General features: G+C 61.4%; 12 protein-coding genes. 5 read left to right on the plus strand and 7 right to left on the minus strand.

Translation table 11 applies throughout. The annotated features are described in order from the left end of the window. Positions 1 to 358: 358 nt before the first annotated feature. The 4 genes from AC1D1N_RS23765 to AC1D1N_RS23780 form a co-directional block, all read right to left on the minus strand. Entirely contained in the window at positions 359 to 1,084 is a 726-nt protein-coding gene (locus AC1D1N_RS23765; RefSeq protein ID WP_477351487.1) for an alpha/beta fold hydrolase, read from the minus strand. Positions 1,085 to 1,443: 359 nt separating this feature from the next. Then, positions 1,444 to 2,013: a hypothetical protein gene (locus tag AC1D1N_RS23770; protein ID WP_112563150.1), complete on the minus strand. Its 570-nt coding sequence runs from the start codon at positions 2,011 to 2,013 to the stop codon at positions 1,444 to 1,446. 190 nt (positions 2,014 to 2,203) lie between these two features. Continuing rightward, positions 2,204 to 4,492, minus strand: coding sequence for an FdhF/YdeP family oxidoreductase (locus AC1D1N_RS23775; protein WP_436258354.1), 2,289 nt, complete (start codon positions 4,490 to 4,492; stop codon positions 2,204 to 2,206). 99 nt (positions 4,493 to 4,591) lie between these two features. Further along, entirely contained in the window at positions 4,592 to 5,665 is a 1,074-nt protein-coding gene (locus tag AC1D1N_RS23780) for a helix-turn-helix transcriptional regulator (RefSeq protein WP_436258355.1), read from the minus strand. Between the two features lie 437 nt (positions 5,666 to 6,102). Here AC1D1N_RS23780 and AC1D1N_RS23785 point away from each other — a divergent pair, with 437 nt between their 5' ends. Together AC1D1N_RS23785 and AC1D1N_RS23790 are read left to right on the plus strand one after the other, a co-directional pair. Continuing rightward, complete coding sequence (locus tag AC1D1N_RS23785; protein WP_436258356.1) at positions 6,103 to 6,477, plus strand: response regulator transcription factor; 375 nt, start codon at positions 6,103 to 6,105, stop codon at positions 6,475 to 6,477. Positions 6,478 to 6,867: 390 nt separating this feature from the next. Beyond that, positions 6,868 to 7,527, plus strand: a complete 660-nt coding sequence (locus AC1D1N_RS23790; protein WP_477351420.1) for a response regulator transcription factor — start codon at positions 6,868 to 6,870, stop codon at positions 7,525 to 7,527. A 161-nt stretch (positions 7,528 to 7,688) separates the two neighbouring features. On the opposite strand, the gene AC1D1N_RS23795 is transcribed toward AC1D1N_RS23790, so the two are convergent. From AC1D1N_RS23795 to AC1D1N_RS23805, 3 genes are all read right to left on the minus strand, one after another. Then, positions 7,689 to 8,297, minus strand: coding sequence for a sigma-70 family RNA polymerase sigma factor (locus tag AC1D1N_RS23795; protein WP_436261906.1), 609 nt, complete (start codon positions 8,295 to 8,297; stop codon positions 7,689 to 7,691). Positions 8,298 to 8,592: 295 nt separating this feature from the next. After that, the gene (locus AC1D1N_RS23800; RefSeq protein WP_477351422.1) at positions 8,593 to 9,435 is read right to left on the minus strand and encodes a formate/nitrite transporter family protein; all 843 of its coding nucleotides are present in this window, start codon (positions 9,433 to 9,435) and stop codon (positions 8,593 to 8,595) included. Positions 9,436 to 10,013: 578 nt separating this feature from the next. Then, a complete protein-coding gene (locus tag AC1D1N_RS23805) occupies positions 10,014 to 10,292 on the minus strand; it encodes a malonate decarboxylase subunit alpha (RefSeq protein WP_436258359.1) in 279 nt (92 codons plus the stop codon). A 497-nt stretch (positions 10,293 to 10,789) separates the two neighbouring features. On the opposite strand from AC1D1N_RS23805, the gene AC1D1N_RS23810 reads away from it, so the two are divergent. Genes AC1D1N_RS23810 through AC1D1N_RS23820 form a run of 3 tightly spaced genes read left to right on the plus strand, consistent with a single transcriptional unit; the run spans position 10,790 to position 13,991 of the window. Beyond that, positions 10,790 to 11,923 carry a type III polyketide synthase gene (locus AC1D1N_RS23810; RefSeq protein ID WP_477351425.1) on the plus strand — a complete coding sequence of 378 codons (1,134 nt, stop codon included), beginning with the start codon at positions 10,790 to 10,792 and terminating at the stop codon, positions 11,921 to 11,923. Continuing rightward, positions 11,920 to 12,438, plus strand: coding sequence for an isoprenylcysteine carboxyl methyltransferase family protein (locus AC1D1N_RS23815; RefSeq protein WP_436258361.1), 519 nt, complete (start codon positions 11,920 to 11,922; stop codon positions 12,436 to 12,438). The genes AC1D1N_RS23810 and AC1D1N_RS23815 overlap by 4 nt, the downstream gene beginning before the upstream one ends. Beyond that, the gene (locus AC1D1N_RS23820; protein ID WP_477351427.1) at positions 12,435 to 13,991 is read left to right on the plus strand and encodes a DHA2 family efflux MFS transporter permease subunit; all 1,557 of its coding nucleotides are present in this window, start codon (positions 12,435 to 12,437) and stop codon (positions 13,989 to 13,991) included. Before AC1D1N_RS23815 ends, AC1D1N_RS23820 begins: the two co-directional genes overlap by 4 nt. Positions 13,992 to 14,006: the final 15 nt, after the last annotated feature.

Raw genomic sequence — 14,006 nt, forward strand, 5'->3', positions numbered from 1 at the left:
CGGCTCGAGCGATGAACGTCGCCGTTTTGCCGGATTTTAGTGAGTGTCTGCGAAATGGCTTTGCGCCCATTGCTTTGAATGTCCGGTGCTTGCGCCCAAAAAAGCGTCGGCGCCGAGCGTTGCTCTGTGACGCCGCCAGGCTCATGGCCGGGCGCAATCCGCCCCATGGCGGGTGCGACCGGTCAGTCATCGTCAGTTTGGTGGGCACGGACCGGTTTGGGCACATTAGTGCAGCGAGCAAGGCCATTCCTGCCGCCATGTGGATGCAGTATGCGGCCCGGGCGGTCGTCGCCGGGACGGCCCGCCCAGGCCGTCACGCCCGTCCGCACGCTTCGCCAGGACAGTTTCAAATCCAATGTCACCGGCCCGCGGCAGCCAGAATGAGGTCGGTGACCTCCTTGGGATGGGAAACCAGCGACAGGTGGCCCGCATCGATCTCCACCGTCGTCGCGTGCATGCGTTTTGCGAGAAACCGTTCGAGGTCAGGGTTGATCGTCTTGTCCTGCTTCGACACCGCATAGAACGATGGCTTGGAATGCCATGCAGCTTCGGTGGTTCGTCCGCCGAAGATAGTCGCCGCGGTGGGCTCCTGAACCGCATACAGGACCTTCGCTTGCCTGGGCGCGACACCGTTCGCGAAGTATTTCATGAATGACTCTTCGGACAATCTGGAGAAACCATCATTCACCTGGATGCCGGCCCGGACGGGTCCTGCGGGAAATTTTGCGGAGAGAGCGACGAAATCCTCGCCGGCATCCGGTGCTCGCGCAGCCACATAGACCAGCGATGTGACCTTGGTATCAGTCCCTGCTTCGCTGATGACGGTGCCGCCCCAGGAATGCGCTACCAGCACGGTTGGCCCATCCTGCAGCGCCAGCGCCCGGCGCGTCTCCGCGACCGAGTCCGCCAGCGACGTCAGCGGATTCTGCACCGCGGTCACTTTCAGGCCGGCTGCCTGAAGGAGCGGGATCACCTCGGCCCAGCTCGATCCGTCCGCCCACGCTCCGTGCACGAGCACGACGTTGCGCGCCACGGTATGCACGGGCTTGGGCGCTGGCTTGGGATTGTCGGCGGCGTCCGCCACGGCGACTCCCGACAGGCCGAGAGTGATGGCAATTGCGATGGCATTGATGATCTCGCGCACGGGACTCTTCCTTCCGTTTTTGCAAACAATCGAACGCGCCGACGACCCGAGATGAGGGCCGGCGATGCGGTAGCAAATCCTGCGGCCGGCTTCCGTTGCCGAGACTTGGCGGAGGCAGCTCGTGGCGACAATCTCGATTTCGCGGTTCGGCGTCTTTCAGAAACGCCCCTGCCTTTCTCACCCCGCACGGACAGGTCCGGTGGCGAGCCGTCCTAAACGACCGAAGCAAAAAAAGGGCGGGGATCGCTGATGCGACCCACCGCCAGTTCGGACGCCCGCGGGAGGAGCGGACGGGCGCCTCAGGGGTTCGGCAGAATGGCGCGTGCACGGCGTGTATGGGCGCTTCGCCTCCAACGCAACGCTTCGCCGCGCGGAACAGGTTGGGCGGCAAACATTGGGTGAGGGGCAAAGAACAGGGCGACGAGAAGTCGCGTCGCGGAAAGCTCGTCGCCGGCCGTCGGCAGCGCCAGCATGGCACACTGCCAAATCTGCCCATCGAGCGCCCAGGTCGCATGTCGCGCTTGCGGCAACTGCTCCGCAGCGGCCCGCACACATAGGCGCCGGAGCTGCCCCCGGCTGGGCTGAGGGAGCGCGGACAGCTTGTGACCACTGCGGTCCCCACCACAAAGCGCGCCCAGCGCCGCGCCCCATTTTGCGAACACGAAGTCAGCTCCCCGCTCCAGCACGACTGCTTCGGCAAGATAGGGTTCCAGAACCCCAAACTGCGCCAGCTCGACACTGCCGCTGGCGCCATCGGTACCGCGACCGAACCCGTCCAGCCACTTGGCTGCGGCCCAGCGCGACGCGGCTCCAAGATCGCCACTGCGGAGCCTCCTGGGGGCAGATCGGCATTGGTCATGGGAAATCATTTTGCCACTCCGGTCGCTTTTCGAAGCAAATCTCGTAGATGCCAGTGAACAACGAACGCCTAGAAAAGTATTGCCATTGAGCCCGCTCGCTTTCGTGAAGGAACGTTCGTCAACGAGAAGCACACGACATCGACACGCAAGAAAAAGTCCATGGCGAGGATGAACTGAAGGCACGCGACCGCGCCGATGGTCAAACCGCCTCGGCACGCGAGCGCGAAATGCGTATCGGAATTGCTTTGTAAGAGGGCGTGAAGCTCATCGGATCGTGCGAATAGAGCGGCACGAGAGGGTTTGCCTCGGGATAGTAGGCAGCACAGCTGCCATTCGGGAACGCATACGGGACGATTCGGAAATTGGACAGGCGGCGCTCAACGCCGTCGGTGGACAGAGTGATCAAGTCGACGCGGTCGTCGGCCTGGAGGCCACGCCTTTCCATCTCCTGTTCGTTGAGGAAGACCACGTCGCGCTGACCGAAGACACCGCGATAGCGGTCGGACATCGAATATATCGTGGTGTTGTACTGATCATGACTGCGCACCGTCGTCAGCCATAGTACGTCGAGACCGTCCTGGGGCGGATCCTCGCCGAGACCGTCGAAGACAAGGAAATTCGCCTTGCCGGAAGCTGTCGCCCAGATGCGTTCGCGCGCGTTTGACGTCAGATGGAAGCCGCCCGGGATGCGAATGCGGGCATTGTAGCCCCGGAAGATCGGGAACACGTCTTCGATCGCGTCGCGGATAAGGTCGTAGTCGGCGGTAAAGCCTTCCCAGTCGACGACGGAACGCGCACCCAGTGTTGCCCGCGCAATACCGGCGACGATTGCAGGTTCGCTCCTCAGGTGCTCTGACGCCGGAACATTGCGGCCCGCCGAGGCGTGCACCATCGACATCGAATCCTCGACCGTGACCGACTGCGGCCCTGTTGCCTGGATATCGATTTCGGTGCGCCCGAGGCAAGGCAGGATCAGCGCTTCGCGCCCGTGTACCAGATGGCTGCGATTGAGCTTGGTCGACACTTGAACTGTCAGGTCGAGCTTGCGCAAGGCAGCGCGTGTCACCTCCCAGTCGGGGATGGCGGACACGAAGTTGCCACCTATGGCGAAGAACACTTTCACCTTGCCGTCTTTCATGGCCTCCAGCGCGGTCACGACGTTGTGGCCGTGCTGGGACGGCGGCTTGAAGCCGAAGCGGCGCTCAAGCCGATCGAGAAATTCCCTTGTCGGCGTTTCGGTGATGCCGACGGTGCGATCGCCCTGGACGTTGGAATGGCCGCGTACGGGGCAAAGCCCAGCGCCCTCCCGGCCGATATGGCCGCGCAGCAGCGTAAGATTGGCCAGCTGCTGCACGCTTTGTGCGCCCCGCCGGTGCTGCGTGATGCCCATGCCATAGACAATGATCGCTCGTTCGGCCTGCATATAGGCGCGAGCGGCGTATTCGATGTCGTCGCGAGCGAGCCCCGACTGAGACACGATGTCCTCCCATCGCGTCGCCCGCAGGTCGGCGGTGAGAGCCTCGATACCCGTGGTATGGCCCTTGATGAAATCCCAGTCGAGGACCGGCGGGAGTTCGCCTGCGCGCGCCGCATCGTCAGCCTCCATGAGAACTTTCATGAGTCCCTTGACGACCGCGACATCGCCGCCGACACGCAGCTGATAAAGCTTGGCGCTGATCGGCGTCGACGTAAGCGTTGCCATTTCGACCGGGCTCTGGGGTGACTGGAATCGCTCCAGGGCGCGCTCGCGGAACGGATTGAAGGACATGATGGTTGCGCCGCGCCGCGAGGCGTTGCGCAGGCTCGTCATCATGCGAGGGCTGTTCGTGCCCGGATTCTGGCCGAAGATGAAGATGCAGTCCGTCTTGTCGAAATCGGAAAGCAGGCAGGTACCCTTGCCGACGCCGAGCGAGTGCGGCAGGCCGACGCTGGTAGCCTCGTGGCACATGTTCGAGCAATCAGGGAAATTGTTGGTGCCGAATTCGCGCACGAAGAGCTGGAAGAGGAACGCTGCCTCGTTCGAGGTGCGACCGGATGTGTAGAACTCGGCCATGTTGGGATCCGGCAATCCGTTGAGGTGGCGGGCAACGGTTGCAAAGGCCTCGTCCCAACCGACCGGCACGTAGTGGTCGGATGCGGCGTCGTAGGCCATCGGATGGGTCAGTCGCCCAACCATCTCGAGATCGAAATCGCTCCAGTTTGAAAGCTCGGTAACGGTATGGGCGGTGAAAAACTCCGGCGTGCAGCGTTTCGCCGTGGCTTCCCAGGCAACCGCCTTGCCCCCGTTCTCGCAAAACTCGAAGGATGAAGTGTGCTTGGGGTCCGGCCAGGCGCAGCCGGGGCAATCGAATCCCTCCGGCTGGTTCATGCGCCCCAGGGTGACCGCCCCCTTGATCGGGATTCCCTGCTCGACAAGGTGTTCGCCCAGCGCCTTGAGCGCTCCCCACCCGCCGGCCGGGGCATTGTAGGGACGGATATCATTGGCCATCGGAGATGCCTTTACGGACAGCTGAAGAATCCTCGCTGGGCAAGGAGCATTCCGGCAAGCAACATCTTTCCATCGCAGTGGTGCTGCCAGCGATGTCGACTATGTTGCGCCAGCAGCGCTGCGGGGTGGCAACCCTCCCGGAGATGCCAGTTGAATGGGCCACGTATCCGATCCACGAGGCCGGTAGCGCCAAGGGGAGGGATCGCTGTTGGAAGGGCTCTCTGCGACATCCGTGCGATTGCCGCAACGCCAGCGATAGGGGGTCTCGCCAACGAAACGTCTGAAGACCGTGGTGAAATGGGCCTGGTTCTGAAAGCCCACGCTCAGCGCCACGTCGACCAGGGTCATCTCGGTCTCGATGAGCATCTGCTTGGCGCGGTCAATCCGTCGCCGCAGCAAGAATTCATGCGGGCGAATGCCGGTGGCTGCCCGGAACTGTGCGGCGAAATACATTCGGCTGAGCCCCGCCACTGCTGCCATGTCGGCGAGCGTAATCGTCTCATCGAGATGTGAATCGATGTAATCGACAACGCGCTTCCACCGCCATTTCGGCAGGGCCGCCGTAGCGCGTGCCGGCTCATTCAGGTCTGGCTCCGGATCCGAGCGCAGCGTGAGCAAGCGGGTTACGATGGCAAGGCGGACTGCGTCGGCATAGAGATTGCCAAATCCATCATGGCTGCCTTCGGCCGCCTCGAGCGCTCTGGAAAGCCGCTCGACGACCGGATCAGAGGAGTGCCGTTCCGGGACCAGCTCGGCAAGGCCGAGGTCCCGGGGCGCGTGCAAGATGTTCAGCCCGCCGATCACGCGTCGGCCTGCTTCGGCGAATTGCGCCGTGCCCGCCTTGGGCACTGCCGCGGGATCAGGGCCCGCCACTGCATTTGCATGCATCGTCAGAGCGCCGTGATGGGGTTGCAGCATCGCTGCGGTGGACACCGAGAGAACGACATTCATATGAGTGAGGGGGATCGTAATCATGCCGGAATCTGACGCCACCGGGTAGGCGCCGCGGCTTGCGTCGAATGGATCGAACAATGACGAGCCGAATTCAGGCGTTCGCGGCGGGCCGGCGGCGTGCATCGGTCGGGCCATGCCGTCGCCTGGAGGAAGGACGGGCCGATCCTCTTCCGGCTGCCGATCGTAATATTCGGATGCAGACAATGAGTGGAACTGCATTGGACCATTGCTCCTCTGCCCTCAGAATTTTTCTTCTGCTTGCCGGGCCAAGGTACACGGGTGGGAAACCTGCTCCATTGAATGGCAGTCTGAATGAATCATATCATCAGTTATGCGGCATATACGATGGTATCACTATTGGCGGAGGCGGCGCCTTGGCGCTCGGGCGATGACGGCAACTTTGCGCAACGAGGCCGCCGGCGCCGTGCGATAATGATATCCACCGTGCAGTTGAACCTTGACGCTTCGACGTAACCGTACGGTTCTCCGCCCGGCCGCGAGGTCACGGCATGGCTGCCTGTGAACCTCAGCTCGCTCAAACCTCTGTATAGTTTCGGTCCTGGCGCTGCGCTGTATGCTGGCGCCGAGATGACATCGCGCCGGGCGACGCCGGATGACACAGTCTCCGGGGGGACACCGAGGTGCCGAAAATTCCTATGATTGCCATTGTTGACGACGACGAGGCGATCCGCACGTCCACCGCGAATCTGATGCGTTCCTTAGGCTTTGCGGCGAACCTGTTTGCCTCGGGCGAGGAACTCTTGCGTTCGCCCCGGCTCGCCGACGCCTGCTGTGTCATTACCGATGTACAGATGCCGGGAATGAACGGTTTGGAGCTGCAGACGTTGCTCTTGGCACGTGGCCACACCGTTCCGGTGATCTTTATCACGGCCTATCCTGACGAACGCACCCGGCAAAAAGCCCTCGCTGCCGGGGCGGCAGGCTTCTTCTACAAGCCTTTTGACGCCGCCGCCATGATCCGGTGCATCGACAATGCGCTGAACTGGCCACGCGAAAACAAGCCGGAATGACCTCTTCGTGGTGATCCGAGCGCTGCCACCTCGATGCCCTTGGGAGCAAAGTCGCGTGCGTTCCAGATCGGCATTTGCGTTCGTTCCGGGAAGATTGCCGCCAACCTGTGCGGTTGAATTCCAGGCAGGTTTCGGTGATCGCCTGTCTGGCACCGCTGCGCAGAGGGCGCGACGGTGGAGGCGTCAGCGCGCATGAGCTGCGCCGGCAGCTGGATCGGTGGTATTGATAGTGTATTCGAACGAACCATCGCGGAAGCGGTCCGATCTGCCTCGGCATTGCCGACAGTCGCGACCACGTCTCGCCCGGTGGCGGCGGCCGTTGCCAAATTAATATGCTAAGATGGCGCTGTGCCATTCCGCAGCAGGAATCGTGAGAGGCGTATCGCTATCGTGACAGCAGGTTCCAATCCAGGCCGAACCGCGTCGACCACTTTTGCGTCGACCGTCTATGTCATCGATGATGATGACGCTGTGCGGGATGCCCTGAGCGGCCTGTTCAGATCCGTGGGGCTGCATGTCGAGTTGTTCGCCTCCGCCAGCCAATTCCTGCAGGGCAAACTACCGGAAACGCCAAGCTGCCTCGTGCTCGATATCCGGTTGCCCGGCGTAAGCGGCCTCGATTTCCAGACTCATCTTGCAAAGTCGAACATTCAAATGCCGATCGTCTTTATGACCGGACACGGCGATGTCCCGATGTCGGTGCGCGCGATGAAAGCCGGGGCGATCGATTTTCTGACCAAACCGTTCCGGGACCAGGACATGCTTGATGCGGTTTACGGCGCCCTCGAGACAGACCGCATAAGGTGGGAATCCGACCAGGAAGTGGCGACGATATCGGCCCTGTACCAAACACTGACTTCTCGCGAAAAGGAGGTCATGTTTTTCGTGACCAAAGGCTTGATGAACAAGCAGATCGCGGGCGAGATGGGCCTCAGCGAAATTACGGTCAAGATCCATCGCGGGCATCTCATGCGGAAGATGGCGGTCCGAACCTTGCCTGACCTGGTACGGGTTGCAGAGCGGTTGGGCCTTCGAAGCGCAAACCACTAGAGCGATCCCGCCCGCTCGCTCCAGCCGTTCTCGATGCTGTAGCCGCGGTCCGGCCACATACCGGCTCCGCCGTTCGCCGGATATACCCCCGTGACGCCGCGCCGGCGTGGACGGCCGGTGCCTTGGGCTCATCATGCAAACGGCGCCGGTTCATTCTTGGCTCACCCTGGTCGTCCAGGCCGCGAGACACCTTCGAGGATCGATCGCAACTCCTCTCTACCCCTGGCGATCCGCGACGTCAGCGTGCCCGCCGGAATACCCAGCGCCTTCGTGGCATCGGCGTAGGAAAGGCCGTCGACCGCGACAAGCACGAGCGCTGCGCGCCGTTCGGGATTAATCTGCTGAAGCGCCGAGAACACGTCCAGCGATATGAGCCTGTCGGTCTGTGGCGACGTCGCGATCGCATCTATCGTTTCTGAAATCGTGGTAACCGCCTGGGCATGGCGTTTGGCGCGCCGCAACTGGTCGACGAACAGATTGTGCATGATCGTGAGCAGCCAGCGGCGTGGGGTATCGCCTGCCGTCCAATTCGCCATCCTAGACAGCGCCCTTTCGAGGCTGTCCTGCACAAGGTCTTCGGCGGCATCGCGGTCCCGCAGCAGCGCGCGCGCATAGCCGCGCAGCCGTGGAATCTCCTCGACGATCGCTCGCCTGCGTTCGTCGGCGATTTCGGCCGCCGCGAGGCTTGCCGAAGCGGCGTCAGCCGAGTGAAAACGTGACTGCCGCGAAACACCGGGCGGACATTCAAGATGCGTCATGTTCGTGGTCATCAGGCAGTGCGCAAGGGCGGCGATTGCAACTCGTGATCCGGACTGAACCCGTTCGGACACGAAGCAGACAGCCACAGCCATCCGCTCCTTCGGGACTGCACGTCTGGTCTCTGATGCATGTGCGGCTCCTGGCTTGCTGCGGCCAATCAATACTGCGTGCGGCTGAGGTGCCGCCGGCGCCACCATGGCGGAGCCGACAGAAGGCTTCTTTTCGAAACGACTACATTCTTTCGCGATGCAATGTGGGCGGCTCGATGTTGAGGAAGGAGATGTGTTCGCGAGAGGGCCGGCCCGATCACTCGGCCGGGCCGAATGACATCCTCGCCGCGGGGGCGGGCATGCCTTCTGCGCCGCCCCTCAGATAGGTCCAATAGAGAGGAAGCCCCGTGAACAGGAACCCGCCGGCAATGTTGCCCAGGGTCACGGGTATCTGGTTCCAGTACCACCAGTCTGCGAAGCTGATCTTGGCCCCGAGCATCATCCCCATGGGAATGACGAACATGTTGACGACGCAGTGCTCGAAGCCGAGTGCGAAGAAGGCGAATATTGGCAACCAGCATCCGACGATCCTGCCGACGGCGGACTTCGAACTCGTTCCCATGATGACGCCGAGGCAGACCATCCAGTTGCAGAGCATTGCCTTGACGAAACCGGTCACCAGTCCATCATATCCATATGGCTCATAGGCGATCGTCTTTGCTTCGGCGAGCGCGCGCAGATGATCTCCGAGCGCACCCGCCCCGACATTGCCGACATCGGTCAGGACGACATAGAACAGCCCGGCGAAGGCTAGCGAGCCGAGCATGTTGCCGACAAAAACCCAGAACCAGTTGGCCAACATCCGGCCGACCGTCGTGCGGTGAGCCAGGACGGCCAGTGGTACCAGTCCAAAATTCCCGGTCAGGAGTTCGAGGCCAAGGATGATGATGATGGCAAACCCCACCGGGAAGATGAGAGCACCGACAAGCCCGACATTTGTCTGAAGCGCACCCTCCAAGGCCAGACATGTCGCGAAGGCGAGGAGCGCGCCGGAAAGCATGCCGCGGATCAAGAGATCAGGAACGCTGTGAGCGGCCTTGGCGGCGCCGAGATCCACCATTGCCCGCGCGATTTCGAGCGGCGAGAGGCTGTCATTCATGATCGCTGTCCTTCCGGGTCAGGCACGTCTCCCGTGCGTCGTCACCAGGACTGGATAGCCGACGGCACTTCGCCGCGACATTCTACGCAGGGCAACCAGACTAAGCGCTTGATTTAGGTCAGACATTCCTTGGTATGCCTTGTCGACCGCGGTCAGGTCGGGTGCCGGCCCGGAAACCGCCGCGCACTCACCGGCGAGGACGTGCAGCGGATCGTTAACGATGGCGACGTCGAGTCCATGGACGCTGCGCGGCGCGCCACGAGGTCGAAGGCGATCGACGCGCCAGCATGGCGGTGAGGATCTTGCGTCGTAGTGATCTGCGCCGCGTCGCGGGTGGACAGCGGCTCGACCTAGAAGTTCGACGTGCCGTCACGAAGTCGACCGGTCGCCCGGCACGTCGATGCGCGGCATCTTGTTGACCCACTCGTTGCTGCGCAAGCATCCCTTGCTTGACGCGGTCGCCTCGATAACGACAAGCGGATCCTCGGCGTTGGACCAATCTAGAGATTGCCCTCGCGATCCGCACAGGGTGCCACGGTGAGCGCGACATGCGGGGTCAGATTGATGAGGTAGGCAAGCTACCAGATATGATCCGCACAGAGCTCGATCTTGCCGGCCTTGAACAGGTCGTGATGACCGGCCAGCACCATGCACGACCGCACGATGTGCAGGTTCCTCACCAGCGCGGGATCGACCTCGGCGAACCGGGCGGCGAGAAAATCGGCCTGGTTCTGGTTATCGCGTTCGAAGGCACACCCGGTCGCCGCAACGGACCACGGCCTCAGCAGCTTCGCCGCGGTTGGTGGGAGACCAGACTGCCCCTGGCGTAGCGGGCGGCCGTCAAGATCCTTGTTCATAACTTTACCGCATGCCCTAGGACCGCCCGCGTTCGACTGATGCTGGATGGACGTCGGGGCAGCTCGGGCCGACGGGACGGCCGGCTCGCTCCCCGCCATCGGCCATCTGCTATTTTGCGCTGCCCGCGTCCCTGATCAGTGAAGCCACCTGTTTTGGATGGGATATCATGACGACATGGGAAGCGCCGTCGATGGCCACCGTGGCCCGGGACTTGGCCCGGTGGGCGCTAGGCAAAGCGCAGGCGCAGATATGCCACCACGGCAATCGCAAGGCCAATCCATACAAAGGTATATATTAGTTGAACAGTTAGCTGGCAATTAAAACCAAGGTATAGCGTATAATTATATTTCGATTTGGCTATTTATTGATCTTCTGTGAAGGCCGAAAGATATCTATCGAGCATAACGAAGATATGCCCGGGCTTCGCTGGAGTGATGAAACCCGGATTGAGGACGACGTCCAGCGCTGCAGTTGAGACTGGGGTCGTTATGGTACCATGCTTAACAGGATTGACTTCACCGCACCCTTGCAGAACGACGTTGATATTTCGGCTGGCGCCTCCGGCGCAAGCCACCTCGTCGGCCTGCTTTCGTTGGCCACGGCGCTTCCACTGTATGTAGTCGGGCAGGAGGAAGTAGCCGCGATGGCGCAACTCCTTTTCACGGATCTTTTCGAGCGCTCACCGAGTATGGCGAGCGTCTTCGCTAACACTGGCATACGTAAGCGGCACGTCGCGCGCCCAGTTGCCTGGTATCTCGAACCGCGGGGTTGGCCTGAGCGCACCGCTGTGTACATGGAGGAAGGTAGCCGTTTGTTCGTCGAGGCTGCAAACAAGGCGCTCGACGCCGCAGGATGCGTGGCAAATGACGTGGCAAATGACGTGGATGTCGTTGTCTTCATTTCTTCCACGGGGATCGCGACACCGAGCCTGGACGCGGTCGTGCATCGACAGATGGGATTCCGGTCCGATATCGAACGCGTTCCGGTATTCGGCCTTGGTTGTGCCGGCGGCGTGAGCGGCCTGGCCATTGCTTCGCGCATGGCTGCGGCTCGGCCCGGGTCGACAGTCCTCATGGTGTCTCTCGAGCTGTGCTCGCTGGCCTTTCGTTCGGACCTTGTTGACAAGACCAACGTGATTTCCACGGCGCTCTTCGGTGACGGCGCCGCAGCGTGTGTCCTGCGCTCTGGTCAGGCAGGCATCGCAATGATCGACGGCGCAGGCGAACATCTGTGGGCGGATACTCTCGGCATCATGGGATGGAACATGGATCCCGTGGGATTTGGCGTCCTGCTTGCACCGAACCTGCCGGCTTTCGCCACGACCAACCTGGGCCCGGCGGTGGAAGGTGTCTTGGCACGCATAGGGCTCGGCACGGCCGACATCGGACGCTTCATCTGCCATCCTGGAGGGGCGAAGGTGGTAACTGCAATTGAGCGCTCGCTGGAATTAAACCAAGGATCGCTTGATCACGAGAGAACGGTGCTAAGCGACTTCGGAAACATGTCGGCACCAACCGTCCTGTTCGTTCTGGCGAGGGCAATTGCCGAGGGACTGCCGACGCGGACCGCTCTTTTGGCCATGGGACCGGGCTTCAGCGCATCATGTGTGTCTCTCGTGCGGGCGACATGACGATGGAAGCGGTTCTGGTCCTTGCATTGGTAACTCTCCAACGGCTTGGAGAGCTGATGCTGTCCCATCACAACACAAAGAGGCTTCTCGACAAAGGCGCGTGGGAAGCGGCGCCCGCTCATTACCCGTTCCTGGTTATACTTCACGCAAGTTGGCTCGGCGGATTGTGGTGGCTGGCGCCGGGCCGTTCCGTCGACGTGGGGTTCCTGCTCGCCTATCTCGCCGTCCAACCCCTTCGGATTTGGATCCTGGCGACGTTGGGACGACGCTGGACGACACGTATCATCATATTGCCGAACTCGCCTCTGGTTGTGCGCGGACCGTACGCGGTGACTTCGCATCCCAACTATTTGGTGGTCGTCGCCGAGATTGCACTGCTGCCGATGGCTTTCCATCTAGGCTGGTATGCCCTGATATTTTCCGCTTTGAATGCGGCTATCCTGTTTGTGCGCATCCCGGCTGAGAACATTGCTCTTGGCATTGCGCGTCCGAGGCCAGTCGGTCGCGCATTATGACCGACAACGAACCGGTCCGGGTCCAATTCGCAACATGGGTAGGCTTTGCTGCGATGTGCCTCGGCATGTTCATGGCTGTGCTGGACGTGCAGATTGTCGCGACTGCGCTGCCAGCAATCCGCTCAGCTCTTGGCATCGGCGACGATCGGATGAGTTGGGTGCAGACCGCCTATCTAATCAGCGAGGTGATAGCGATCCCGCTGACCGGATTTCTGACACGCGCCTTGGGGGTGCGTATCCTGTTTTCGGCGGGCGTCGGCGTCTTTACAGTTGCCTCGATCGGCTGTGCGGCAAGCCACGGATTCGAGACCCTGATCGCCTGGCGGATATTGCAGGGCTTTTCCGGCGGAATGCTTATCCCGCTCGTATTCTCCGCTGTTTTCCTACTGTTCCCCATACATCTCCAGGGGATTGCGACAATGATCGCTGGAATGCTGGCGGTCCTCGCACCGAGCGTCGGCCCGGTAGCTGGCGGTTGGATTACACAGACGACCTCTTGGCATTGGCTGTTTCTGGTCAATGTGACTCCCGGCATCATCGCCTGTGCGTTGGGCATGACGATGCTGGCGAAAAAAAACTTAGACCGATCGCTGCTACGCACTCTGGATGTCCTGGGTCTGGCTCTTATGGCGACCTGCCTGGCCTCTTTGGAGATCGGGCTGAAGGAGGCGCCTACCCTCGGCTGGCTCCAAGGACCTACCCCGCTCCTGCTGGTCCTCAGTCTGGGAGCAGGCGTTACCCTGGGAGCCCGCGTGCTAAGACAGCGATCGCCAGTCCTGAACCTGCACCTCTTCCGCGAGCGGAGCTTTGCCCTCGGCTGCGCACTGAGCTTCATCTTTGGCATGGGACTATACGGCTCGGTTTATCTGATGCCCGTCTTTCTGTCTTTCGTACGCGATCACGGCTCGCTGACCATCGGGCTCATCATGCTCGTCACTGGCATCACGCAAATGGCGACATCGCCTGTCGCCGTCTGGTTAGAGGCGCGCACCTCCGCGAAAGTTCTATCCATGTTTGGGTTCGCGGTTTTTGGCTCGGGCCTGGCGATGAGTGCTTTCTCTACGACCGGGACAGACTCCGATGGCATGTTTTGGCCACAGGTCATCCGTGGATCCGCCATCATGCTATGCCTGTTGCCTCCTACCCGGCTGGCGCTTGGTGACATTTCACCAGAAAATCTCCCTGACGCCAGCGCCTTATTCAATCTCATGCGCAATCTTGGCGGGGCCATCGGCCTGGCGTTGATCGACACGGTCATTTGGGGACGATCTCCAACGATTGCGAAAAACCTTGGCAAGGATCTCCTGGCAGGCGACAGCAAGATTGCGACGCTCATCGGTCTGCCACCCGGATTCGTGACTGGCCCCGTTTCAAAGCATATCGACCCCGCCGTCGAAGCCATCGTGCAGCCGCTTATCCAAAAGGCGGCGCTCACCCAAGCCATTAATGAGGCGTGGGCCATGCTGGCTTGTGCCATGATCTTGGCGTTTACCCTTGCCTTACTTGTGCCGGCGACACGGCGGCCGACACAACCTCAGGCAGCGACGGCGTAAACAGTAAGCCTATCT

The sequence above is a fragment of the Mesorhizobium sp. P2_B5 genome (genome assembly GCF_056404775.1).